General features: G+C 56.7%; 26 protein-coding genes and 1 tRNA gene. 9 read left to right on the forward strand and 18 right to left on the reverse strand.

The features are described 5' to 3' along the window. Positions 1-18: 18 nt before the first annotated feature. Positions 19-1,731, forward strand: coding sequence for a bifunctional sulfate adenylyltransferase/adenylylsulfate kinase (locus tag PEL8287_RS17985; RefSeq protein ID WP_085893829.1), 1,713 nt, complete (start codon positions 19-21; stop codon positions 1,729-1,731). Between the two features lie 224 nt (positions 1,732-1,955). Further along, positions 1,956-2,699: a hypothetical protein gene (locus tag PEL8287_RS17990; protein ID WP_085893830.1), complete on the forward strand. Its 744-nt coding sequence runs from the start codon at positions 1,956-1,958 to the stop codon at positions 2,697-2,699. 50 nt (positions 2,700-2,749) lie between these two features. On the opposite strand, the gene PEL8287_RS17995 is transcribed toward PEL8287_RS17990, so the two are convergent. The 5 genes from PEL8287_RS17995 to PEL8287_RS18015 form a co-directional block, all read right to left on the reverse strand. Continuing rightward, positions 2,750-3,613 (reverse strand): hypothetical protein, encoded by an 864-nt coding sequence (locus PEL8287_RS17995; RefSeq protein ID WP_085893832.1) that lies wholly within the window; start codon positions 3,611-3,613, stop codon positions 2,750-2,752. A gap of 65 nt (positions 3,614-3,678) precedes the next feature. Next, on the reverse strand, positions 3,679-4,587 hold the full coding sequence (locus PEL8287_RS18000) for a PhzF family phenazine biosynthesis protein (protein ID WP_085893833.1): 909 nt from the start codon (positions 4,585-4,587) through the stop codon (positions 3,679-3,681). 9 nt (positions 4,588-4,596) lie between these two features. Continuing rightward, entirely contained in the window at positions 4,597-5,790 is a 1,194-nt protein-coding gene (locus tag PEL8287_RS18005) for a T6SS phospholipase effector Tle1-like catalytic domain-containing protein (protein ID WP_085893834.1), read from the reverse strand. Positions 5,791-5,926: 136 nt separating this feature from the next. Next, on the reverse strand, positions 5,927-6,154 hold the full coding sequence (locus PEL8287_RS18010; RefSeq protein ID WP_085893835.1) for a DUF1150 family protein: 228 nt from the start codon (positions 6,152-6,154) through the stop codon (positions 5,927-5,929). A 5-nt stretch (positions 6,155-6,159) separates the two neighbouring features. Beyond that, a complete protein-coding gene (locus PEL8287_RS18015; RefSeq protein WP_085893836.1) occupies positions 6,160-6,573 on the reverse strand; it encodes an Hsp20 family protein in 414 nt (137 codons plus the stop codon). Between the two features lie 162 nt (positions 6,574-6,735). Here PEL8287_RS18015 and PEL8287_RS18020 point away from each other — a divergent pair, with 162 nt between their 5' ends. The 3 genes from PEL8287_RS18020 to PEL8287_RS18030 are packed head-to-tail and all read left to right on the forward strand — an operon-like array spanning position 6,736 to position 8,570. Next, positions 6,736-6,960, forward strand: coding sequence for a YdcH family protein (locus PEL8287_RS18020; protein WP_085893837.1), 225 nt, complete (start codon positions 6,736-6,738; stop codon positions 6,958-6,960). 46 nt (positions 6,961-7,006) lie between these two features. After that, positions 7,007-7,495, forward strand: coding sequence for a 5-(carboxyamino)imidazole ribonucleotide mutase (purE, locus tag PEL8287_RS18025; RefSeq protein ID WP_085893838.1), 489 nt, complete (start codon positions 7,007-7,009; stop codon positions 7,493-7,495). Next, a complete protein-coding gene (locus tag PEL8287_RS18030; RefSeq protein ID WP_085893839.1) occupies positions 7,488-8,570 on the forward strand; it encodes a 5-(carboxyamino)imidazole ribonucleotide synthase in 1,083 nt (360 codons plus the stop codon). Before purE ends, PEL8287_RS18030 begins: the two co-directional genes overlap by 8 nt. Before the next feature lie 48 nt (positions 8,571-8,618). Here the strand turns inward: PEL8287_RS18030 and PEL8287_RS18035 are convergent, their stop codons facing one another. Further along, positions 8,619-9,773 (reverse strand): alpha-D-ribose 1-methylphosphonate 5-triphosphate diphosphatase, encoded by a 1,155-nt coding sequence (locus tag PEL8287_RS18035; protein ID WP_085893840.1) that lies wholly within the window; start codon positions 9,771-9,773, stop codon positions 8,619-8,621. Further along, positions 9,770-10,492, reverse strand: coding sequence for an esterase/lipase family protein (locus tag PEL8287_RS18040; protein ID WP_085893841.1), 723 nt, complete (start codon positions 10,490-10,492; stop codon positions 9,770-9,772). The genes PEL8287_RS18035 and PEL8287_RS18040 overlap by 4 nt, the downstream gene beginning before the upstream one ends. A 64-nt stretch (positions 10,493-10,556) precedes the next feature. On the opposite strand from PEL8287_RS18040, the gene PEL8287_RS18045 reads away from it, so the two are divergent. Beyond that, positions 10,557-10,994: an NUDIX domain-containing protein gene (locus PEL8287_RS18045; RefSeq protein WP_085893842.1), complete on the forward strand. Its 438-nt coding sequence runs from the start codon at positions 10,557-10,559 to the stop codon at positions 10,992-10,994. A gap of 12 nt (positions 10,995-11,006) precedes the next feature. Here the strand turns inward: PEL8287_RS18045 and PEL8287_RS18050 are convergent, their stop codons facing one another. The 6 genes from PEL8287_RS18050 to groES all read right to left on the reverse strand — a co-directional run bounded on the left by PEL8287_RS18050 (position 11,007) and on the right by groES (position 17,470). Then, entirely contained in the window at positions 11,007-12,125 is a 1,119-nt protein-coding gene (locus PEL8287_RS18050) for a DUF8173 domain-containing protein (RefSeq protein WP_085893843.1), read from the reverse strand. A gap of 100 nt (positions 12,126-12,225) precedes the next feature. Further along, positions 12,226-13,074, reverse strand: coding sequence for a DMT family transporter (locus tag PEL8287_RS18055; RefSeq protein WP_085893844.1), 849 nt, complete (start codon positions 13,072-13,074; stop codon positions 12,226-12,228). Continuing rightward, on the reverse strand, positions 13,074-13,607 hold the full coding sequence (locus PEL8287_RS18060) for a GNAT family N-acetyltransferase (protein WP_235862336.1): 534 nt from the start codon (positions 13,605-13,607) through the stop codon (positions 13,074-13,076). The genes PEL8287_RS18055 and PEL8287_RS18060 overlap by 1 nt, the downstream gene beginning before the upstream one ends. Then, on the reverse strand, positions 13,604-15,316 hold the full coding sequence (locus PEL8287_RS18065) for a metallophosphoesterase (RefSeq protein ID WP_176228692.1): 1,713 nt from the start codon (positions 15,314-15,316) through the stop codon (positions 13,604-13,606). Before PEL8287_RS18065 ends, PEL8287_RS18060 begins: the two co-directional genes overlap by 4 nt. A gap of 153 nt (positions 15,317-15,469) precedes the next feature. Next, positions 15,470-17,119 carry a chaperonin GroEL gene (gene groL / locus PEL8287_RS18070; RefSeq protein ID WP_085893846.1) on the reverse strand — a complete coding sequence of 550 codons (1,650 nt, stop codon included), beginning with the start codon at positions 17,117-17,119 and terminating at the stop codon, positions 15,470-15,472. Between the two features lie 63 nt (positions 17,120-17,182). Beyond that, positions 17,183-17,470, reverse strand: a complete 288-nt coding sequence (gene groES / locus PEL8287_RS18075; protein WP_085893847.1) for a co-chaperone GroES — start codon at positions 17,468-17,470, stop codon at positions 17,183-17,185. A 206-nt stretch (positions 17,471-17,676) separates the two neighbouring features. Between groES and PEL8287_RS18080 the strand changes: the two genes are divergently transcribed. After that, positions 17,677-18,663 carry a TraB/GumN family protein gene (locus tag PEL8287_RS18080; protein ID WP_085893848.1) on the forward strand — a complete coding sequence of 329 codons (987 nt, stop codon included), beginning with the start codon at positions 17,677-17,679 and terminating at the stop codon, positions 18,661-18,663. Positions 18,664-18,812: 149 nt separating this feature from the next. Then, positions 18,813-19,721, forward strand: a complete 909-nt coding sequence (locus PEL8287_RS18085; RefSeq protein ID WP_139837858.1) for a hypothetical protein — start codon at positions 18,813-18,815, stop codon at positions 19,719-19,721. A 74-nt stretch (positions 19,722-19,795) separates the two neighbouring features. On the opposite strand, the gene PEL8287_RS18090 is transcribed toward PEL8287_RS18085, so the two are convergent. The 5 genes from PEL8287_RS18090 to dapF all read right to left on the reverse strand — a co-directional run bounded on the left by PEL8287_RS18090 (position 19,796) and on the right by dapF (position 23,893). Further along, positions 19,796-20,398 carry a glutathione S-transferase family protein gene (locus PEL8287_RS18090; protein WP_085893850.1) on the reverse strand — a complete coding sequence of 201 codons (603 nt, stop codon included), beginning with the start codon at positions 20,396-20,398 and terminating at the stop codon, positions 19,796-19,798. 61 nt (positions 20,399-20,459) lie between these two features. Further along, positions 20,460-21,080: an FMN-binding negative transcriptional regulator gene (locus tag PEL8287_RS18095; RefSeq protein WP_085893851.1), complete on the reverse strand. Its 621-nt coding sequence runs from the start codon at positions 21,078-21,080 to the stop codon at positions 20,460-20,462. Positions 21,081-21,150: 70 nt separating this feature from the next. Continuing rightward, positions 21,151-21,810, reverse strand: a complete 660-nt coding sequence (locus tag PEL8287_RS18100; protein ID WP_085893852.1) for a glutathione S-transferase — start codon at positions 21,808-21,810, stop codon at positions 21,151-21,153. Then, the gene (gene mtaB, locus PEL8287_RS18105; protein ID WP_085893853.1) at positions 21,807-23,063 is read right to left on the reverse strand and encodes a tRNA (N(6)-L-threonylcarbamoyladenosine(37)-C(2))-methylthiotransferase MtaB; all 1,257 of its coding nucleotides are present in this window, start codon (positions 23,061-23,063) and stop codon (positions 21,807-21,809) included. Before mtaB ends, PEL8287_RS18100 begins: the two co-directional genes overlap by 4 nt. Then, positions 23,060-23,893 (reverse strand): diaminopimelate epimerase, encoded by an 834-nt coding sequence (gene dapF, locus PEL8287_RS18110; protein ID WP_085893854.1) that lies wholly within the window; start codon positions 23,891-23,893, stop codon positions 23,060-23,062. The genes mtaB and dapF overlap by 4 nt, the downstream gene beginning before the upstream one ends. Positions 23,894-24,001: 108 nt before the next feature. Between dapF and PEL8287_RS18115 the strand changes: the two genes are divergently transcribed. Further along, a tRNA-Lys gene (locus PEL8287_RS18115) sits at positions 24,002-24,077 on the forward strand. Positions 24,078-24,560 lie beyond the last annotated feature (483 nt).

Here is a 24,560-nt window from a genome sequence, read left to right on the forward strand (position 1 = left end):
TTTTATCCGAGAGTACCCATGCCCCAGCAAAACCTTGCCCCAGTACCCGAGCTGTATGTTTCTTACGAAAGCGCTCAGAAACTTAAAGTAGAAGCTGCCGACCTGATCAGCCATGATCTGACACCGCGCCAGATCTGCGATCTTGAACTGCTGATGAACGGTGGCTTCAACCCTCTCAAAGGTTTTCTGAACGAGGCAGATTATAACGGCGTGGTAGAAGACATGCGTCTTGCAGATGGCACTCTTTGGCCAATGCCTATCACATTGGACGTCTCCGAGAAATTTGCCGAGACTCTTGAGATCGGACAGGATATTGCGCTACGCGATCAGGAAGGCGTGATTCTTGCGACCATGACCGTCACTGACCGCTGGGAGCCGAACAAAACGCGCGAAGCCGAAAAAGTATTTGGTGCTGATGACGATGCGCACCCGGCCGTCAATTACCTGCACAACACCGCTGGCAAGATCTATCTTGGTGGCCCTATCACCGGCATCCAGCAACCCGTGCACTATGATTTCCGCGGTCGTCGCGATACCCCGAACGAGTTGCGCGCCTATTTCCGCAAACTGGGCTGGCGCAAAGTGGTTGCCTTCCAGACCCGCAACCCGCTGCACCGCGCGCATCAGGAACTGACCTTTCGCGCCGCCAAGGAAGCACAGGCCAACCTGCTGATCCATCCTGTCGTCGGCATGACCAAACCGGGCGACGTTGATCACTTTACACGCGTGCGCTGCTATGAGGCGGTTCTTGACCAATACCCCGGCTCGACCACGACAATGAGTCTGCTGAACCTTGCGATGCGCATGGCCGGCCCGCGCGAGGCTGTCTGGCACGGGCTGATCCGCGCCAACCATGGCTGCACCCATTTCATTGTCGGCCGCGACCACGCAGGCCCCGGCAAAAACTCGGCAGGCGAGGATTTTTACGGCCCCTATGACGCGCAGGAACTGTTCCGTAAGTATCAGGATGAGATCGGCGTCGAGATGGTTGATTTCAAACACATGGTCTATGTACAGGAGCGTGCCCAGTACGAACCGATGGACGCGATTGCCGACAAGGACGACGTGACCATCCTGAATATCTCGGGGACCGAGCTGCGCCGCCGGCTGCAGGAAGGTCTTGAAATACCTGAATGGTTCTCGTTCCCCGAGGTGGTGACCGAGTTGCGCAAAACCCGCCCGCCACGCGCCGAGCAGGGCTTTACCGTCTTCTTCACCGGCTTCTCGGGTTCGGGCAAATCCACAATCGCAAACGCGCTTATGGTCAAGCTGATGGAAATGGGGGGCCGCCCGGTCACACTTTTGGATGGCGATATCGTGCGGAAAAACCTGAGTTCTGAGCTGGGTTTCTCAAAAGAGCACCGCGATCTGAACATCCGTCGCATCGGCTATGTTGCCTCTGAGATCACCAAAAATGGTGGCATTGCCATCTGTGCGCCAATCGCGCCCTATGCCACCACCCGTCGCGCAGTTCGCGAAGATATCGAAGCCTTCGGCGCATTTGTCGAGGTACATGTTGCGACCTCGATCGAGGAATGCGAACGCCGCGACCGCAAGGGGCTTTACAAGCTGGCCCGCGCAGGGAAAATCAAGGAGTTTACTGGTATTTCAGACCCTTATGATATACCGGCCAATCCCGAACTACGGGTTGAAACCGAAGGCACCGATGTTGATAACTGTGCCCACCAGGTGATCCTAAAGCTTGAACAGATGGGCCTGATTGCGGGCTGATCACCCTTGACTGCCGGGTGTTGCCGACGCGCGACACCCGGCAGATTATGTTATGCACTTCGAATTTACATGACGCTACGTCAGCCAATTCCGACGTATGCTTTTCCCAGTCCCTGTTGGCGCTTGGGAAGCGCAGTTTCTCAACCTAAGATTCTTTGTCTCCGTGTGTAGTTCAGGGATGCAAATTCAGTCGGTCACAGCCGGCACGCAGGGGAGAACACTCCATGACCAAATTTTTCAAAATGATTTCTACAGCCATCGCCACAATGGCCTTGTCGGTCACCGTTGCAACGGCCGATACAGCTCAGAAACCTGAGCGGCTTGAATTTTCCAGCGTTTCCACACAAAGTTCAGCGCCCTTCTGGTTTCCGGCCTTTATCGCTTTCTCACTCGCAACGACCCTTGATGATGACACCCGGGTTCAGGGCGGATCGGGCAAGGAAAGGGTACTGTCTTCTGACGACCTGGATGCTCTTCGTGTCGAGCTGGGCTGGGCTTTGGGTGGCAGCAGCGCTGCTTCGTCCTTTAGAGGCGGCTCTGCGGGCAGCCTTGTCCCATATGCGGTTCTTGGCGCGGTCCTGGTATCGAACAACATCAATTCGTTCACCGACGCTAATGGAAATTCTTTTCCGACCGACGGAAAATCCAAATTCCGCGGTATCTACGGAGGCTTGAATTTCAACCTTCTGGGCAGGGCCTCGGCCAGCGCGGCCAGCAGCAGTGCCGCGGTTCTGGTGTGGGATGCTTTTTTCAATGTGGGTTGGGGCCGGGCAGAAGTTGATGCCTTCAATGGCAGCTTCACCCGCAACGAAACAGGCGCGTTCTACGAAGTGGGTACGTCCTTACAAACCGATTTTGGCGGTGTGCTTTTCGGCCCTGAACTGACGTATCGGATGTTTGATCAGTCTGTCATTGAACGCGATGAATGGACGGCTGGCCTGAAATTCACATTCCCGCTGGACAAGTGATTGTGGACTGATCGTAAAGCCAGCAGCTCAGGGCATTTCGCCGGGCGCTGTCAGCTTGGACTGCTTTCCAGAACCGCGCGCGCAGCCCTTTCGTTGGTTTCCCCAAAATAGGCTGCTTTTTCCCTCAGGGTCTCGATGTCAGGCACGCGTGCTGCATAGTCCGCCTCTGACATATTTTGCATTGCCTTATGGATGTCTTCAGCGCTTTCGCACAGGATCAGTCCAGACGTATCAAAGAAATCACCGACATTTGGACACCCCCAATAAATCGGCACAGTTTTGCACAGTAATGCATCCAACAGTTTTTCAGAAAAGTAATTCCGTTCCCGTACATTTTCGATCACCACCGAATAACGATAGGGCGCAAGCCCATCAGACTTGGCGCCAAAGGGTATGTAGCCGCCACCGATCGCATCAATCGTGACCCCCTGGCTGGCGGCCCACGCTATTGTTTCGTGGCGCAGAATATGGCCCTCTTGCGAACGTTTGGCAGACGCAATCAGAGAGCACATCCGGCTTTTGGTCACATCAAGTGTGCGCCAGTTGGGCACCCACGCCCCGCCTGCCGGAAAAAACACCCCGTTGGGAATATCGGCCAGCAGTGCCTCGTTGCAGGTCAACACCCGGTGAAACCGCCGCCAGGCCCAGCGCAGAAGCTTGATATGATGGCCGTGAATGGCACCCGGTTCCAGAACCATCACTGAAACGCGTGCGCGGGTGCCAAATGTAGGTCGCGTATACATCGTGTCCCGGGGGTGAATGATCAGATGATCGTCAGGACCAAGATCAGCCAGACACTGCCCTTCAGTACCGGCAGGGCGCCCAAGCGGCCAATCCAGTTGATCCAGCGCAATGCGCCCCGGACGCGTACCAAGTTTTTTGGAATAGGGCAGAAGGGCGATGTTTGCAGACATCAGGGAAGGCCTCACTTTCAAGGCAGCGTGATAGGGCGATAACAGGAGCAGGGCAATCCACCTTGTTACCCTCGTGACCGCTGAAATGGGTAAAGCTGAACTTCACCTGACATCAAAACCCATGCCTGTCCGGCAACGCGCACCCCGGTGATGGCGTCGCGCGCACCCAGCACTTCAACCTGTGCCTGACCCGGACGGTCCAGCCAGTGACCCTGTTCTGCAATGAACCGCGGTGACTTGATCAATCCATGATGCCACAGGTAAGCCGCCATTGCCCCCGTGGCCGATCCTGTGAACGGATCCTCTGGCGGGTTGGGAGGTGGTAACACCAAACGCGAAAACGTATCGCCCGCCTTGGTCGCGCCTTGCAGCGTCACCCAGAACGGCTCGATCACATCTTTGTTTTCAGCCCCCAGATGGGCCACCATACGGGCCAGGGCCGCAACATCCAGCACAACCCGGCGCAAAGTGTCGTGATCTTTCAGCACCGTGATACAAAACGGCAATCCGGTTGACGTGATCTGGGAAGGCGCCACAATATCATCCGCATGCAACCCACCCACAGCGGCCACCAGCTCGCGAGGTAGCTCTGCCCCAAAATTTGGGGCAACCTGCGTCATGCTGATCCAAGCCGGGCCGGCACCTGAGGTATCAATTGCAATCGGCACGATCCCGGCACCGGTTTCCAGTTTCAGCGAATTGCCCGTGACCGCCCCCCGGTTCAGCAGGGACGCCACTGTGGCGATTGTCGGGTGCCCGGCAAACGGAATTTCCCGCCCCGCCAGAAAATACCGCACTTTGACATCCGCCACATCAGAAGGCTCGAGAAACGTGCATTCCGACAGCGAGGTTTCCCTGACAAAACGCATGCAGGTCTCGGGTGACAAATCACCTGCTTCGTGCAGCACGGCACAACCGTTGCCGCCTAAGGGTTGGCTGGTAAAGGCATCGACCCAGTCAAACTGATAACTCATGATCCTTGCTCATATCTGGGGCGGAAGATTGACCGGACTATACCCCGATTTCTGCCTCTCGCGTACACTCTCGTGTATCTCTGAATCATTTGCAATCCGGCGCGGTTCCTTGAGCGGCAGATAAAAGCCCAGCACATCTTTGCGTTCTGGCCATTCCATACGTTTTGCCCGTTTCGGCAGGTATTCCAGTATCTTCCAGGCCCATGTCATTGAATCGTGCAGCTTGCCGTTGGCATCGGGCTTGGCATATTTGCGTTTGCTGTTTGCGGGGTTCCTGCCTTCGACAAGGCGTTTTGCCATTTCCTTGCGAAACCGCAAACCGTGGCTTGCGGCTTCGTCCGTCATCCATTTCAACGGATGCTTGGCCAGCCCGCTTTCCGGTTCGGGATAGCTGCCGCCAATGTCCGCGTGAACGCCCGCGAACCAATGCTGACCAATATCCTGATCCTCGGCTTGATCGTCGGGAACAAACGGGTTTGGCTTGTATTTCTGCGGCTCGCTCCATTCGGCCAGCCGAAACATCCGGCGACGCTCGTCAATTGCCATGGCATGACGAAAAGTTTTTACGCTGGGATTGGTACGTGTGTAGGGCAACGACTGCAGCGACGGCAGATACATCCTGTCCCGCCGCGGGATGATAACCGACCCGACTGTGTCCCAGCACCCCATGAAACGGATAGGGGCCCGACGCGTGCGCAAAACCTCCTGCACTCGCCAGGCGATGGTAAAATCATCCTTGTCCGAAGCCTGTTTATAAGCCGTCAGCGCATAACCGCACAGATGTTCCTGATCACGCTCCAGCAATCCCACCAGATGCATGAACCCGGCCAGCATCCGCACGGTATAGGCACCCCGGCTGAACCCGAAAAGGTAGATATCATCACCCTCTTCGTAGTTGCGCAAAACAAACTGGTAGGCCTCCAGCACATTGGCATCCAGCCCATATCCAGTGGCCAGCCCGAAAACCCCTTTGGCCTTGTTCTTGAAAGCCTCCCACGCACCACTATTGCTTATCGTGCCAACGCCGGGATGGTAAAAGGCGATCTGTGCCGCATCACGTTCCAGAATCCGATAGAACTTGAGGACGTTCGACTGGTTTTCCTTGATCTCGTTGCCCGTCCCATCGCAACAGACGACAATGGATTTAGGCGATTTTTTATTGGCCGCTTTTGCATTGACAGGTTTTTTTGAGGGTCGCGCCATCGCTTTGATCCAATCCGATCAGCCATGGCATCGATGTTATGCGCAGTCTCTGCATTTCACAACCTTAGCTGGCACCTCTTGTCGGCGCCAAACCATTTTGCCGGTCGGTCTTAGGATTGCGGGCAGGCGCAGACCGTTAGTGGACCGTTACTGGTTCCAGATCATTTTGCCGCGCCAGCACAAAGGCCAAGCGACGATCGCGCACCAGTGCCAGACGTTCACCATCGGCGGAATGCACTGCGTACAGAATCTTGCTGCCCATGGCCTGCTCTTGCATTTCTTCGGGCAGGTCCTTCACATCGACAGCCCGGACATAGACGATAGGACGGCCTGCATCGTCACCGAAATCATATCTTGTATCCATCTCACTTACCCCTTGTTAATCTTGATCTTCTGCACGACCATTTCAGGCTGGGCGCGGGTCAGGTCCACATGCAGCAGACCGTTTTCCATGATCGCTTCGCCCACCTCGACCCCATCGGCCAAAACAAAGGACCTCTGGAACTGACGTGCCGCGATACCACGGTGCAGATAGATACGTTCATCACTGTCGTCACGCTGACGCCCGCGAATCACCAGCTGCCGGTCCTCAACCGTAATGGCAAGGTCGCCCTCGCCAAAACCGGCCACGGCCAGCGTAATGCGATAAGAGTTCTGTGAGGTCTGCTCGATATTGAAAGGCGGATAGCCTTCATTGCCAGATTTGGCGCTGCGTTCCAGCATCCGCTCCAGCTGTTCGAACCCCAGCATATAGGGGTGTGCCCCCAGAGTAAGTTTCGTCATCGACACGTCCTTGACTTATAAGCGACAGCCCATTGTGCAAGACCCCATTCTGGCGGCCTGCAGAAAGAAATATGGGAACTTCGGAGCGCGGGTGCAAGACCTTTGCGATAATCCCCACATTCAGTATGTTACAGGCCTTACGCCTAAGGGAATCATCCGGATATGAACGTTTATCGAGATCTTTCGATGAAATCGGACGAGGTTTTGCTGGTTGAATTGGTAGAATTTCGCCGCCAGCACCGCGATCTGGACGAGGCGATTGAGGCGCTACAGGAAAAAGGCGCGCGCGATCCTTTGACTATCAAGCGCCTGAAACAACAAAAACTACGCCTCAAAGACATCATCGCCCGGATCGAAGATCGTTTGATCCCTGATATCATTGCGTAAAGTCACGCGACGGGTATAGTGCGCGCTCAAATATAAAGGGCGCGACATGGCTAAGGCAAAAGTAGGCATCATAATGGGCAGTCAGTCAGACTGGTCCACCATGCGCGGTGCCGCCGAAATCCTGGATGAACTGAATGTCGCCTATGAGGCAAAGATCGTCTCGGCCCATCGCACCCCAGACCGGCTGTGGGCATATGGTAAATCTGCCGTGGAACGCGGCCTTCAGGTGATTATCGCAGGCGCTGGCGGCGCGGCACATCTGCCCGGCATGATGGCAAGCAAAACCCGCGTGCCAGTGATCGGCGTGCCGGTTCAGAGCAAGGCACTGTCGGGTGTCGACAGCCTTTATTCCATTGTGCAGATGCCAAAAGGCTTTCCGGTTGCAACCATGGCAATAGGCCCGGCGGGCGCTGCCAATGCGGGCCTGATGGCTGCCGCTATCCTTGCCACGGCGGATACCGATCTGGCCACCCGGCTGGACGACTGGCGCACTGCGCTTTCCGCCTCGATTCCGGATGAACCACAAGATGACTGAACCTCTTTCCACAGGCGCCACTATCGGCATTCTGGGTGGTGGGCAACTGGGTCGCATGTTGTCGGTCGCGGCCTCGCGCCTTGGCTTCAGAACCCATATTTTCGAACCCGGCGCCAACCCGCCAGCAGGCGATGTGGCCCATGTTGTGACCACCGCTGCCTATGAGGACGAGGTCGCACTGCGCGCCTTTGCCAACGGCGTTGATATCATCACCTACGAATTCGAAAATATCCCGACTTCGGCCCTTGATATCCTTGAAGCGCTTAAACCAGCCCGCCCTGACAGGGTGGCCCTGCGGGTCAGTCAGGACCGGCTGGTGGAAAAAGCATTTCTCACTGATCTGGGCCTTAAGACCGCACCGTTTGCTGCCATCGATGACGCGGTTGATCTGGCCGAAGCCATGGCCGAAATCGGCTTGCCCGCCATCCTGAAAACCCGCCGTTTTGGCTATGATGGCAAAGGGCAGGCGCGGATTAATACCCCAGATCACGCCGAGCAGGCGCTGGCCGATATGGCAGGCGCCCCCGCAATCTTTGAGGGCTTTGTTGATTTCAGCCATGAAGTTTCCGTCATCGCAGCCCGTAACGCCGCAGGCGAGGTCGCCTGCTATGACCCGGGTGAAAACGTTCACAGGGACGGTATCCTGCATACAACGACCATCCCTGCCCGTCTTACCGCATCACAACGTACCGATGCCGTTCTTCTGGCCGCCAAAATTTTGAACAAACTGAACTATATCGGCGTAATGGGGGTCGAGCTGTTCGTTACACCCAAGGGCCTGATCGTCAACGAAATTGCCCCGCGCGTGCATAACTCCGGCCACTGGACGCAACAGGGGTGCGCCGTTGACCAGTTCGAGCAACACATCCGCGCCGTCGCGGGTTGGCCACTGGGCGACGGCAGCCGCTATACCGACGTTGTAATGGAAAACCTGATTGGCGACGACATGGACAGGGTGCCCGAATTGGCAGCCGAGGCAAATACATCGCTGCATCTTTACGGTAAATCGCAGGCGAAGCCGGGCCGCAAGATGGGCCACGTAAACCGCGTTACAAGGGGCGGCAGTCACAAATAGCGGGCTGCCAACCGCTCAGGCTTGCAGGTGCGCAACCGGGCGCAAGAATTACGACGCCCCCACAAACCTTGCAGCAGCTTCACCACTCATATAACTGACCCGTCCGCCTGCGATCGTCGCAGCCACGGTACGGGTCTTGGCATCCATTACTACAAGATCGGCACGTTTTCCGGGGCTTAGCTCTCCACGGTCCGCCAATCCCAGCACCTGCGCGGGGCCACTGGAAATTAGTGCCCAGGCAGCCGTCAAATCCGTCACGCCACTGTCGGCCAACAAAAAAGCCGCGCGGCGCAGCGACGGATAATGATAATCCGAGGCCAGCGCATCCACCAACCCCATCATTACCATCTCAATCGCGCTGACATTGCCGTTGTGCGACCCGCCCCGCACGACATTGGGCGCGCCCATGATCACTGGATCTTTGCCGGCACATGCGGCTTCAATCGCTTCCGCCGTCTCGGGGAATTCAGCAATCGTCACGCCCCTTGCACGCGCTGCTGCGCGGCCTTCAACCGTCCGGTCATCATGGCTTCCCAACAACACGCCTTGGGTCAAAAGGTCTGCGCTCAACTTGGTTAGCGCGTTTGGTACATCACCCATCCTCGCATGCAGCCCCTGCATGAATTCCAGATGTTTTTCGGGGTTGCGCCCGATGCGCAGCGCCTGCCCGGTCAGGCGTGGCGGGCGCTTTCCTTTTTCCAGCGCCTCATGCGGCAGGTGATCGTTGAACACCACATACCCAATACCATGCCGCGCAATCATTTTCTGCACCAGGTCATAGTGTTCCAGCATCGACGTCTCGAACCGGAGCTGCGCCCGCAGATCCGTCATCACGCCGGCACCGATCGCAGTTATTGCCGTAAACACCTGTTCGGCAAATTCGGGCCCGCGCATGCCCCCTTCCCAGCTGTAGAACTGCGCCAGCATGGCCGTGGTGATGCCATTGGCTGCCAATTCGGCCTCGGCGGCGATCAACCCCTGATCCAGATCCTTCATAGCCCCACGGCGGGGTGCCAGATGGCGCTCAAACCCGTCGCCGTGCGCGTCAACGATTCCAGGCAACACCAGAAATCCGCTCAGATCCACTTCGCGCCCGGTGCTATCGTCAACAATCTGCCCTTCGGCCAATGACAATGGCATGTCACCCAAGCCTATGGGAGTCAGCACCTGAGCGCCAACCAGCCGCAACTCCAGTTTATTCATTTACTACTGCCCCAGATCAGATCGCCATACTCCAGATCGTGATCAAATTTGCCGTCCCGCAGAAATGCCTCGACCTGAGCGATTACCAGCGGATTGTTCATCATGAACGTGTGGGTCACAGGCAATTCAATATGGTCAGCCATGCCATCCACCTTGGTTGATTCAACCGATACCTTGCCGTCGTCCGGCCCCTCTATCAGCGAGGAAAAATAGGGGTTGAGTGACCGGTTTCCGGCAATCACCCCCAATTCAAAATCAATGGGTGGAAGATGCGCAGGCAACCCTTCGGGACCGGTTTCAAGCTGCAGGCCTGCAGGGCCGTTCAGCCATTCAAACAGCTCAAGCCCCCCCAATTGGTCCACCAACTGGCTGCCGTGGTTCGGCGGTCCCAGCATTACGACGCGGCCCATATCCTCGGGGCGATTGTCGCGCAACCAGAACCGCAACAAAATACCGCCCATCGAATGGGTCACAAAATGCACTTTTGTTTCTCCGCAGACGCGCACCGCAAAGGGTAATGTCTCATCCGCCAGCCGCGCGATGCGCTCCTGTGTCGACGGGTAATCCGGGCTGATCACATCATAGCCCTGACGCTCCAACAGTTCGGACATCACCAGAAGCGAGGCATCACTGCGCGCCAGCCCGTGCAGCAGCACAACGCAGTCAGCCAGCGCTGGTGCAGGCAAAAATAGGGCAAGGGCAGCAATCAACGCTTTCATGCCCTTGAGATAGTGCCATTCGCCTCGTTACAACAGCCCCATTGTCACGCCTGAAAGGCCCACCATGCCCATCCGTATCGCCACCCGTGCCGTCATTGTCATCGAAAACCGCCTGTTGCTTGTCAACGCCTTCCCCGGAGAGCAAAGCGATCTTTGGTGCGCGCCGGGCGGCGGGGTTGAACCGCATGCCTCACTGCCTGACAATCTGGCACGTGAAGTGCATGAGGAAACCGGATTGACCATCAAGGTTGGCCCACCCTGTCTGGTTAATGAATTCCACAATCCAGATACCGGTTTTCATCAGGTCGAGGTGTTCTTTCGCTGCACCGTGACCGACGGTGTGCTTAGCGACAACTGGCTGGACCCCGAGGCGATTGTCACCCGGCGCCGGTTTGTAACCCACGAAGAAATGCAGTCCCTGCGGTTCAAACCCGACAGCCTGCCACATGTCGCGTTTTCGCGCGGCATGGGCTATGACCCGCTGGAGCGACTGGTGAAATGAAACCCATACCCATTAAGCCGTTGCAAAAAATTGCGGCCGAAACAGTTGCAAGGCAATTGCGCCAATCCCGACCAGCGTAAGCGCAAGAACGAACAACCACCCAAAGAACGGGATCAAGCCGATCAAGCCAGCCAAAACCGCGCCAACCACGGCGGCAATGGCTTTTTCGCTCCATTTTTCAGGAAGCCCCCGGCCCACGCGCTGCATGATCCCCACGCCAAAGGCGTAGACGCCAACAATATAGCCCGCCAACCCGGATAAAATTGCCAGCAACACCGTTGCAGGGCTTACGAGAATGCCGATCAACGTCATCGCCAGCAATACCGTCGCCCCGATCAGCGCCGCCTGGGTCAAAAACCCGAACCACAATGCCCTCAATGGCTGCTCCAAAAGACGCTGCCGCACGTTGGCCAGTTGCTCGGGTAATAAAGCAGCCGCCAGTGCTGCCATGCCTGCCACAACGATCAACCCCAACAGGAAACGACCCAGAACAGCCCACCAACTGACCACACGGTACGACGCAATGTCATGATCCCATTCACTCAGGTTGCGTCGCTCGATACGATCGGCGGGCACCACAGTTTCGGGAATTTTCAGGCTGCCAACGTTGCGTTCATAAAGAACCAACTGGCCCTCGATCTTTGCCCCGGGGTCAAAGCTGATCTCTTCGGCCGCGATATATGCGTCGCCACCAATGGCCCCGCCCATCTGTAACTCCTCTGTGGCCACGAGCGCATAGCCGCCAATATCACCCGTCAGGGCCACGGTTGAGCCTGTAGCGCGCAGATCGCCCGCGACCGGCCCGACTTTAACGTTGTAGCCCGCCACCGTGGCGTCCCCACCGATCGCCCCGGTTGAGGTCACTCTCATGCCTGCGGCATATAAATCTTCTCCCACGGCACTACCCTGTTCAACCCGGCGTCCAGCCAGATGGGCCGAGCCCGAAATTTCTGAATTTGAGCGGACAGTTTCCCCAGCCATAAACAGATCATCAGCGCCGCTCTGGTCGTGCACCACCTCCTGACCTGCGCGGAATACGTCATCTGAAATGCGCAGGCTTGCCTCTTTTTCTTCGGCCGCCAGTGCCGCGCCAAACCCTGTCAGCGCCAGTACAAAAAGCAAAAGTCGCATGGGTGCCCCCTTCTGATTTGCAGATAAATTCATAAACGGAACTTAACACGTTGCCGGGCAAGATGACTTGAGCGAGATTAATTCGCAGGCCGGATTCTGGTTACGCCTTGCTGCGCCCAACCGAGATTGCCACGCCCCCCAGCACAAGGGTCGAGGCCAGCGCGAATTGCCATGTCAGCGCTTCGCCCAGAAACACCATGCCACCCGCCATGGCGATCACCGGCACCGTCAGTTGAGACACCGCCGCCACCGACGAGGCCAGTCGTGGCAGAACGCTGTACCACAACGCATATCCCATCCCCGAGGTGACGGCCCCCGACAGGATGGCCAGCACAACCCCCTGCGCTCCAATCATTACGCCCGTCGGACCCGCGGGCAGCATCAACCCCACCAAAAGCCCCACTGGGGTAGCCAGAATGAAATTTGCTGCCGTTCCCATCAGCCCATCGCGACTGAGGCGGCCGGCCAGCGAATACACACCCCAGCCAACCCCTGCCAGAGCCATTAAAAGCCCGTGCATGACGCTTACTTTTGGGCCGGCCCCGGGCCAAAGCAACCAGACCAGGCCGGCAAAGGCCAGCGCCGCCCCGATCCAGCGCCGCAGCGGCATCGGCTCGGCCTTGATCAGGCCACCGGCAAACATTGTGATCTGTACCACGCCGAAAAGGATCAGCGCGCCCAAACCGGCATCCAGGCCCCGATAAGCAGTTGAGAATCCGTAAAGATAGACCAAAAGCGAGACCACGCCCGCCAACCGGCCTGGTCCGCCCAGATGCAGCCTGCCACGCAGCACCAGACACAAGACCGCCAATGCCAACGCCCCGGCCAGCAGCCGGATCACCCCAAAACTGATCGCATCAATACCGCCGCCCGCCAGTGCCATCCGGTTCAGCACCGAATTGGCTGCAAAGGCGATCATCGTCAGGGCAGTCAACAGGAAAAGGCGCATCAGATGCTTTCAAATGCTTTGGGGTAGGTCAATTCCTGTTTTGGCACATCCGCACCCGGCCCCGCCAGCAACGTATGCGTGATCGGATAGGGTGAGGTCAGCCCGGCCGCTCTTTCAAGGCTGAACCCCGCGCGTCCATAGAACTCCGGCTGGCCCAGCACCACAACATAGCTGCCGCTTATCCTGGCCCATTCGCTTAACAGGCCAATCATCCGCCGGCCGTTTCGCTGCCGTTGCCAATCGGGATGTATCGCCACCGGCGCCAGACATAGCCAGTCCTTAGGCTGCCGAAATCGAGAAAGCGCAAAAAACCCAATGATCCTGTCCCCCTGTGGCAACACCATTTCGCCAGCCATTGCGCCGGTTTTACGCAACGCCCTGACCAGCTTGACTTCTTCATTGCCGCCAAAGGATTGCATCAGCAAGGCATCTACCTTGCCTTCCTCACCGCGCCGCATCTCGCGGGTAAATTCCCTGTTTGAGAACATTGCACCTTTGCCCTTGAAGCTGTCCGAGTTCGAGCCCTGTTTCATCCCTCACATTCAGCAACTTTTACATTCAGATCAACACCCTGCGCGGCGGGCACCCAATGCGGTGTGATTTTCCAACCCGTTGAAGTGGGACTATGCGCATCGCGTTCCAGTATAAGATATCCATGGCGACTGACTGAAGTGATCCTGGCATGCATGTCCTGCGGCCCGAACACGCCTTTCTTTTGGTGCGGGTTTGTTAACTTCAACACCGTGGTACACGCCACGGCAGGCGTTTGGGGCAGATCCTTGGCTACCAATCCAGCCTTATCCCATGCGGTGCCACCATGACCGGCGATATGCACTTCAGTCACCACTGTCCCGGTCGCAATTGAGGCTGAAGACGACAGTTCAACCTTCTGATAAAGATGCTGATGCCCGGTCAGGATCGCCCTCGGCCAACAACTGAAATTGCCCAACCCGCCACAGCCCGCAACCTGGGCAAACGCGTTGCTGACCGCCTCAAGAACCTTCTGATCGGCAAATTGGAACTCACTGTTGTAATGCAGCAGCATCGCGGGCGGAATATGCGTCAGCCAGATCTTATCGCGCCCGCCCTCGGCTGCCACATTGAACGCATTGTTTTGGCTGGCGTTCCAGTCATTGCCACTGTCGATTACATGAAAGCGGAACGGAGGTACGGTTGTGTCATTGCGTGGAGCCACATCGAAATACCAGGCTTCCGAATAATCCGCCCCGGTCTGGCAGCCGTTCAACGCATCCCCCTCATCCGGCGCGGTATTGTCCAGAATACGAGGGCCAAACATCTCAAACCAGCCGCCGCCGAACCAGGAGGAACTACAAAGTTCGTGATTCCCGCGCACGAAAACAAAAGGCGCTGCCAGCATCATCGGTTGGGCAGCATTCAGGAACTCGTACAGCCAGTATTCAAACCGATTCCTGCCGACCCCCAGCCAAAAACCACCAAACTCGCCTTCCTCATAGAAATAGTGATGATCGCCTCCATGGATGATAAAATCCGGTGGGGTTTTGGCTATGTCTTTTGCCACGCTCGGCAATGCCCATTTCCAGATAGCGTCTGACTTATCAGGCCTGTCTTCGCAATCCTGCCACCAACGGCCACCCTTTGATTTTCCCTCTACCTGCCCCCGGCAACCGCTATCGGCCAGAAAGCCCGCTCGTATGGACTTGCCGCCATTGCTGCGCCTACCAAAAAGCGCAGGCCCAGCCATCGTCGCCGGTCGTTGCACTGCATTGGGATCGACATTGCCGGGGTAAAGCGTGGGAATCTGATGATTCAACGTCACCGAAACGCTTGCCGCAGCCGGATCCATTGCCACCGCACAGATCGCTACATCATACGTTCTGATCGGCGCCGTACTGCTGGCCAGTTGCAGGTTACCCTTCAACGCGCCGCGAAACCGGATAAACGCATTGGGAGCCTTACCCGTCACATCAACCAACGGATTTGTGCAGGCGTCCTCAACTCTGGCACCGGTCTGGACCGCCAGAATAAACCTGGCCTCCATCTGCGGCACGACATCACCGTTATTTACTCCCGGCATCGGCCCCTTAGGGCCCGGCAGGATTTGCGACCACATCGCCATCACCGAAAGCTTCGACAGGTCAGGGTCAGGCACGACATTTACCGGCACCCCGGCCACCTTAATACCTTCTTCAGCCTGTGCATTCAGCGCAATGAAGGGCAACAGCACAAAAACGGCAAGCAGCCGGATTGAAAATGAAACCACGGGATCCCCACTTAAAAACATTTAGATGAAATGGTGCACGCTCGAACCGCATCAGGGTTGTGGAGGCTTTCCTTCAAGTCAAGGGATTTTCCAAATACAAAAAAGGGGCCGCCTAAAGGCGACCCCAATCCGTCAGCATAAAGGTGCGCAGGATTACATCATGCCGCCCATGCCGCCCATGCCGCCCATGTCAGGCATGCCGCCGCCAGCACCGCCGTCTTTGGCAGGCTTGTCAGCAACCATGGCTTCGGTCGTGATCAGCAGACCAGCGATCGAGGCCGCGTCCTGCAGTGCCGTACGCACAACCTTGGCCGGGTCAATCACGCCGAATTTGAACATGTCACCATATTCTTCGGTCTGCGCGTTGAAGCCGAACGTAGCATCGTTGCTCTCGCGAACTTTGCCTGCCACAACCGAGCCATCAACACCCGAGTTTTCTGCGATCTGACGCAGCGGTGCTTCCAGCGCTTTGCGAACAATCGCGATGCCAACGTTCTGGTCGTTGTTGGCGCCTTTCATGCCTTCCAGTGTTTTACCGGCCTGAACCAGCGCCACACCACCGCCTACAACGATGCCTTCCTGTACGGCCGCACGGGTCGCGTTAAGGGCGTCGTCAACACGGTCTTTACGCTCTTTCACTTCAACCTCGGTCATGCCGCCAACACGGATGACAGCAACACCACCTGCCAGTTTGGCAACGCGTTCCTGCAGCTTTTCACGGTCATAGTCGCTGGTGGTTTCTTCGATCTGGTTGCGGATCTGGGCAACACGTGCTTCGATCTCGGCTTTTTCACCGGCACCGTCGATGACAGTTGTCTCATCCTTGGTGATGGTAACTTTCTTGGCCGAACCCAGCATGTCCATGGTCACGGATTCCAGCTTCATGCCCAGATCTTCGCTGATCACCTGACCACCGGTCAGGATGGCGATATCCTGCAGCATTGCCTTGCGGCGGTCGCCAAAACCGGGGGCTTTGACAGCAGCGATTTTCAGACCACCACGCAGTTTGTTGACAACCAGAGTTGCCAGCGCCTCGCCTTCAACGTCTTCAGCAATGATCAGCAGGGGTTTCTGGCTCTGGATCACTTGCTCCAGCAGCGGTACCATCGGCTGCAGCGACGAGAGTTTTTTCTCGTGCAGCAGGATGATGCAGTCTTCCAGATCGGCAATCATCTTGTCGCTGTTGGTGACAAAATAAGGGCTCAGGTAGCCACGGTCGAACTGCATACCTTCGACAACATCGGTCTCGGTTTCCAGTCCTTTGTTTTCTTCGACGGTGATGACACCTTCGTTGCCAACCTTCTGCATCGCGTCCGCAATCTGCTGACCGATTTCAGCTTCGCCGTTGGCCGAAATGGTGCCAACTTGGGCGACTTCTGCGCTGTCGCTTACATCGCGCGCCGCAGCTTTGATCGCGCTTACAACTTTGGCGGTTGCCAGATCAATACCACGTTTCAGATCCATCGGGTTCATTCCGGCGGCAACCGATTTCAGACCTTCGCGCACGATGGCCTGGGCCAGAACGGTCGCGGTGGTGGTGCCGTCACCGGCTTCGTCATTGGTGCGGCTGGCCACTTCTTTGACCATTTGCGCACCCATGTTCTCGAACTTGTCTTCCAGCTCGATCTCTTTGGCAACCGATACACCGTCTTTGGTGATACGGGGGGCACCGAACGATTTGTCCAGTACAACGTTACGGCCTTTCGGGCCAAGCGTTACCTTGACCGCATCGGCCAGGATGTTCACGCCACGCAGCATTTTGTTGCGGGCTTCGGTATCGAATTTGACGTCTTTAGCAGCCATTTCTCGATTTCCTTTGAATTGATGTTACGAAAAAGCGCGCTGTATCACGCGCCGTCAGCGCCTTCAGGCCATTACGCCCAGAATGTCGCTTTCTTTCATGATCAGCAGCTCTTCACCGTCGATGGTGATCTCGGTGCCGGACCATTTGCCGAACAGAACACGATCGCCAGCCTTTACGGCCATTTCGATCAGCTCGCCGCTGTCTTTGCGGGCGCCTTCGCCACAAGCAACGACTTCGCCTTCGCTGGGCTTTTCTTTTGCACTGTCAGGGATAATCAACCCACCAGCAGTTTTTTCTTCGCTTTCAACACGGCGGACAACGACGCGGTCATGCAGTGGTTTAAATGCCATCTCTGAGGCTCCTTAGCTCAAAGTTACTCCCTATGACCCTCCAAGGGGTCGTTAGCACTCACTTTGATCGAGTGCTAACGGCGCATAGCTAAGGTCAGGCTTCGGGGCTGTCAACAACGCATCCACACTTTTTTCGCCAATTTGATTGAACCGCCGGGTAGGGCCTTCTAGCTTGAGGTCATTCAAGCCCGCTTAAAAGGTGCCCAATGGTTCGACTTCTTGCTGCGATTTTATTTATGCTTCAACCACTTGCCGCCTTCGCCACCTGCGAAGGCACTGACCTGATTTCGGCTCTGTCGGATGAAGACCGGTCCAGGCTAACCGCTCGCGCCTACGCCGCGCCCTACCCCAAAGGCCTGCTGTGGCAGGCTAAACGCGACGAAACGCAGATCACGCTTTTTGGCACCTACCACTTGCTGCACGATCAGACACAATCCCATCTTGATCGTGTAAAACCCCTGATCGACAACGCTGACGCGATTTATCTTGAGGTGTCGAACAATGATCAGGCCCAACTTCAGCGCGAAATTGCGGCAGACCCTTCGATCATGTTTATCACCGACGGTGCCACCCTGCCTGATCTTCTGGGCGCAGAAGACTGGAAACGTCTTGTCGATGAAATGCGCTTGCGGGCCATACCTGGCTTCATGGCCGCACGTTTCAAACCCTTCTGGGCCGCAATGATGCTGGGCATCGGCCCCTGTGAAGCGCGCAGCGGCCTGATGGAGAAGAAAGGTATCGATGCCCGCATCGGGGATTACGCGCAGTCCATTGGAAACGATAGCCGATCGCTTGAAGATTATAGAACGCTACTGACCCTCTTTGACGATTTTCCACAAAAGGATCAACTGGACATGATCCGCCTTTTCTTTACCTGGTCCGGCGACGCCGATGATCTGGCCTATACCTTGCGCAAACGCTACCTTGATCAGGAAATCGCCCTGATTTGGGAGTTTTCACGCTATATCTCGGACGAGTTTGGCGACGCCAAAGCCGCCAGGGATTTTGAAGTGTTCGAGCAACAGTTACTGAACCGGCGCAATCAGGGCTGGGTTGAACGGCTAATGGATCAGGCCTCGGGTCAGCAGGTTTTCATGGCCGTCGGCGCAGCACACCTGCCAGGTGAAACTGGCGTCCTTCAGTTGCTTGCCGACAAGGGTTTCTCTATCACCCGTTTGCCGTTTGAAAAGTAAACAACCAAAAAGATCTCCACGCCACCACCTCTGATTGTGTATCTGCCATTCGCATCTGCGCAGACTTGCATGCGCCGCGAGCCGCGTGCAAATTAAAAACCAATGGTGAACTTACGCGCGCCAAGGCTTTTCAGACGGGGGATCAACTTATGAAAATCAAAATTAACTTTTCCAGCCGAATTTGGATTTTAGGTTTGGCATTGTCGATTCAGGGGTACAACGCTGCTGCTCAGGCCGAGCCCTCTATCCTGCCGGATTGCGACGGGGCCTATGGATTTGGTATCGTAGGGTATTCAAAGATTGACGGGCCAAATGTCGCCACGACCAATGAACTTTCCGAGATATGCTGGAACGATCAGACTGCAACTTTCCGGACGGCGCACGAATCTTCCCGCGATCTTGAGCTGACCGCCCAACAGGGCGGAACTGCCAAGTACCAGCGCCTGAATGGTGGCACCGTTTCGCCCGAGAACGAACAGCTCCAGGTTGGCACATGGGAATCCCGTCCGGACGGGAGCCTCCCTTACGTCCGCTGGACCACCGAAAACAGCCGAAGCCGTGAAGAGCTGAAAGGCAACGACTATGTCACGGCCGAAGGTTTTCTGGTCGGCACGGCCAGGTTCACTCCTAAACCCCAGCCCGCAATCTATGATGTCGAGATGCAGATTACCGGCGTGGGCGGTTCGATCATGTCGATGGTGTTCAACATGTTCCTGCCCATGCAGGGAGAAGTTGCGATCAATGGTGATGCGCTCTCGGTTTCCCTGGTCAGCTTCATGCCAAATATGGGACCGGGTGATGTGAAGCTCAACATGGATCTAACTGAAACAGACGTCGGATTTGACGGCGATGCTCACCTTAAGATGGAAAATGAACTTCTGGCAGGGGCACCCCCGATGATGTGGAAGAAAATTGATCTGCGCCTGGAAGAACTGGCAACTTTTTATTCCGGCGATGAAATGGCGTTTGTCGGCAGCTTTACCGGAGAAATGCAAAGTTTCGCCGGTGAAAGCTCACGAATCACATACTCTTTAATCGGAAGCGGCAAACAGCGTTAGAGCCTGCGTTTGTTGACGTTTGCACAAGCAGAATGCCAAAAAGGGATAGCTTGTATCTTTTGGCACAAGGCCGGTTACTCGGGCGCGGTGGCCTTCATGCTGTCACGCTGCGCGAAAACGGCGAACCAATCGTCCAGCGCATCATTCCCCTTGCGCCAATTGCGGTCGGCGTGACGAAAATCCAGATAGCCCAGCGCACATGCAATGGCTATCTGCCCCATATCAAGAGGGCCTGAAAGATGGCTCATCCAGCGGGCATTCACTGCGGTGACAGCGCGTTCGGCCTTGGCCCATTGAGCCTCGACCCAGCCATCGAACACTTTTTCGGGCGGGCGCAGGCGGTGCTCGTAAACCATCGAGAGCGCCGCTTCGAGAATGCCGTCGGCGGTAGCCTCAAGTGTCAGCGTGTCCCAGATGCGGGCCTCAGGATAAAGTTCGGTTCCGGCGTGGGCGTCCAGATAACGTGTGATCACCCGGCTGTCATAAAGCGCGGGTCCCTGTTCGCGGATCAGGGCGGGGATCTTGCCCATTGGATTGGCGGAGGCCAGATCCGTGTCGGTATCAAACGGCGTTGTCGTAATCAACTCGATCTCGACCTCGTCGATCAGACCGGTTTCATAAAGGACGACCTTGACCTTGCGGCCAAATGGAGACGGGGTGGCTGTAACGAGTTTCATTGGCAAAACTCCTTTGCTGTTGCGCTGGATCCTATGCTAGGCCTGCGGGGCTGTCGATTCCTCAATCAGACGCACCCTGCATTATGGCTGACAGGATCTGCACCTCATTTCCGATCCCATAGCCCGCGACATTACAGGCCGCACGCAGCCGCACGTCACCGGGTTTGTTCTGTCCCAGCTTCCAGGTGCCGTCGATCTGGTCGATCCGCATACGCGCCGGTACGATTTGGCGCATCATCCGGTCCAGCACTTCGGGAGTCATCTTGGCAGTGGTCCAAGGCGGCTTGGGCAGCAGGCGTGCCTCGTAGAAGGCGGATTGCCGGTCCAGCAGATCACGCAGAGTGTCAACGGGGCGCAGGTCAACCCGACCTGCAAGGTGCACCGCCACATAATTCCAGGTGGGGACCTGATCATCAACACCGTACCAGTCAGGCGAGATGTAGGAATGTGGCCCCTGCACAGCAAGGCGCGCCTGCAAGGGCACGCTCAGCATCTTCACTATAGGATTGGAACGCACGAGATGGAACTCGGCGGCAGAGCCATCATCAGACAGCAGGAACGGGATATGGCTAATCGCCGGGCCATCAGGGCCAGAGACGGCCAGCATGCCAAAGCCCTGATCGCGAGCGAACGTTATATTGTGGTCGCGGGTTGCGCCGCGATAGGCCGGATTCGGGTGCATCTGCGGATTCCTGTTCCTTTTCGACGCATCCTGCCCCCGGATCAAAAGATTGGGAAGCGGCGAATGCCTGTCAGGCAGGCAGATTCGGCGGGAAGCCAGGATCGGGGAACCAGGCCATTGCAGCACCCGGTTGCCACGCAGGGTATTTGGTCATGACGGCCACAAAACGCCTGGACGATTTGAATGCATCCAGCCAGCGGATCACATGGGGCCAGGGTTGAGCGGTAAACCAAGCAAGATCGACGTGGGCGAATTGACGAACAAAAGGCAGGATTGCCATGTCGGCCAATGTGGGGCCTGCACCAAACAGGCAGGAGTGCCGCGCCAGCAAGCCGTCGAGTGTATGAAGGAAAAAACCTGCGCGATGTTGCTCGAACCCGATATCCACATCCTTATGGCGGGTGACGTATTTGTAGCGATCAAGTGCTGTCTTGAACGGACCATCGCAGTCACAAACAAGATCAAAACCTTGTGCGGGCATCTCCAGCCAGCCTTCGGGATCGTTTTGGGCAAGCGCCCAGAGCATTATGTCAAAGCTCTCGTCGATCACCTTGCCGCCGGATTGCAGGCAGGGAACGGTCGCCGAGGGCGAGTCGGCAAGGAATTCGGCGGGTTTGTCTCGCAGGATGACTTCGCGCAGGTCCACGGTGATACCGGCGCTGGCAATCGCCAGCCGCGCCCGCATGGCATAGGGACAGCGGCGAAAAGACCAGAGAATGGGCGTGTTCATGCAACCAGACGGTTGCCGGCCGTGCCTCGGATAGTGGCAATCACAATCTGGCCCTCTGGCTGGTCGGAATCAAAGCACACTTCAGTGAACTGTTCTGTCCGACCCATGCGAGGGCTCTCCATGAGGATGCTGTGGGAACGGCCGAGTTGCGCATTAAGATGGCGGGCGACCTGTGTCTGCCCCGTCGCGCGCAGGCGGGCAGCACGGGACTTTATGTCATTGCCATTCACTTGCGGCATCCGCGCAGCCGGAGTGTCAGGGCGGGGCGAATAAGGAAAGACATGCAACCAGGTCAGGTCACAGTCCTGCACCAGTTTGAGTGAGTTTTCGAAATGAGCCTCGGTCTCGGTCGGGAAACCGGCGATAATATCAGCGCCAAATGTCATCTGAGGCCGCAACCTGCGGGCCTCTTCGACAAAGAGGATTGCATCGTCACGCAGGTGGCGGCGTTTCATCCGCTTGAGAATCAGGTCGTCACCATGCTGAAGCGACAAATGCAGGTGTGGCATCAGGCGCGGTTCTGTCGCGATAGCCTGCATCAGGTTGTCGTCCACTTCAATCGAATCGATCGAACTTATCCGCAGGCGCGCCAGGTCAGGTACCAGTTTGAGGATACGCATGACCAGATCGCCAAGACGCGGTGCGGCGGGCAGATCAGCACCCCAACTGGTAAGGTCAACACCGGTCAGCACCACCTCGTTATAGCCTTTATCGACCAGCCGCCTGATCTGATCCACCACCACGCCCGCTGGCACCGACCGTGAATTGCCACGGCCATAAGGGATGATGCAGAAGGTGCAGCGGTGGTCACAACCGTTCTGCACCTGCACATAGGCACGGCTGCGGGTGCCGAACCCATCTATCAGATGGCCTGCGGTTTCGGTGACGCTCATGATGTCGTCAACCATGGGTTTTTCGGTCTCGCCGATGAAATCAGTCGCTAGTTTACCCCATGTCCCGGGCTGCATCTTTTCAGTATTGCCAATGACCGCATCAACCTCGGGCATGGCAGAAAAGGTCTGCGGTTCGATCTGTGCGGCGCAGCCGGTGACGATCAGGCGCGCCGTGGGGTTTTCACGTCGCAGGCGGCGGATTTCCTGACGCGCCTTACGCACGGCCTCGGCGGTGACGGCGCAGGTGTTGATGACAACGGCATTGCCCAACCCGGCCCGCCCGGCCAGGTCTTTCATCGCTTCGGTTTCATAAGCGTTCAGACGACAGCCAAGGGTGGTGAATTTGGGGGCGTCAGTCATTCGACCGATCCAAGAAACTCAGGTGTCAGCACACCACTGCAAACATGCATGGTAGGGCCACTCATCCAGACGCCATCGTCACGCCAGTCGATATGCAAAGTGCCACCATCCAGGTCGATCTGCACCTTACGCCCTGTCAACCCGCGACGCACAGCGGCCACCGCCGTGGCACAAGATGACGAGCCAGAGGCCAAAGTCACGCCCACGCCCCTTTCCCACACCCGCATACGCAGGTGATCTGGGCCGATCAGGCTGGCCACCTGAACATTGGTGCGCTCTGGGTAAAGCGGGTGATGCTCGTAACGCGGGCCGAACTGGTCAAGTGGGATTGCCTCGGCATCCTCGACAAAGAAGGTACAATGTGGATTGCCCATACCGGTTGCGGTCGGACAGCCCTCGATGGGCAGTTCCAGTGTATCCATCTGCTCAGAAAGCGGAATGTCCTGCCATTCAAGTTGCGGCGCACCCATGTTGACCGAGGTGATGCCACCACCAGCGTCCACCGCATAAAGATCGCCGCGTTCCGTGGTCAGATGCAAATCGTCGCTGCCTGTTTCGTCCATCAGAAAACGCGCTATGCAGCGGGTTGCATTGCCGCAGGCCGCCGACATAGAGCCGTCGGCATTATGAAACGTCAGGTGTGCATCGCTTGGGCCATTTCGAATAACCGCAAGCTGGTCAAATCCGATGCCCGTATGGCGATTACCAATGGCAATCGCAAGACTTGGCGAAACCGGTATATCGCGGGTACGCGCATCCAGCACGACAAAGTCGTTTCCCAGCCCGTGCATCTTCATAAAGGGCAAACCGGTATTTTGGCGTTCCACCATAAAGCCGCATATAAACCCCGGTCATAGATGAATCCAGCAGGTCACGAAATTATCTTGTGTTTTCGGGGTTGACCGCCTGCTCCGCACTTTCTAGATAGGCCGCTTAGTGGGCCGTTAGCTCAGTTGGTAGAGCAACTGACTTTTAATCAGTGGGTCGCAGGTTCGAATCCTGCACGGCTCACCACTGAATTGCCGAAGAATCTGTCTCACGCGTTTGGGTTTGAATTCCCGCGCGAATTCAAACGGTTTGGCCATGCCGGATCGCGGAGAGACGCACTGGGCAGCACTTCATACCCTTGAACTTGGCCAGAGTCTCAGTAGGCCATTTTCGTCGGTGCGGTTTTTGGGAATTTTCCCTGTTAAGGGCCGATTTACAGGGAAATTTGATGGAATCGTGCGATTTCGGCACGGATTCCGTGATAATTACCATGCATTTACAGCAGGTTATTGGTGAATTTCCCTAAAACACGGAACAGGGAATTTTGAAAACTTAACAGGGAAATATTCTTCAAGATCAGGGAACGGTTTCGAATGATCAGGTGTCCGTCGTCAGGGTTTTTGGCACCAAAGGCGGCTTAAACTAAGAGAGTTTTCGGCTCATCTGGTTGATTGCATTATGCGGCACGTTGTCTGTGATGCAAGCGTCGCGCGTCGATGGTCTTTCGTT

The organism is Roseovarius litorisediminis (assembly GCF_900172295.1).
GTDB classification, from domain to species: domain Bacteria; phylum Pseudomonadota; class Alphaproteobacteria; order Rhodobacterales; family Rhodobacteraceae; genus Roseovarius; species Roseovarius litorisediminis.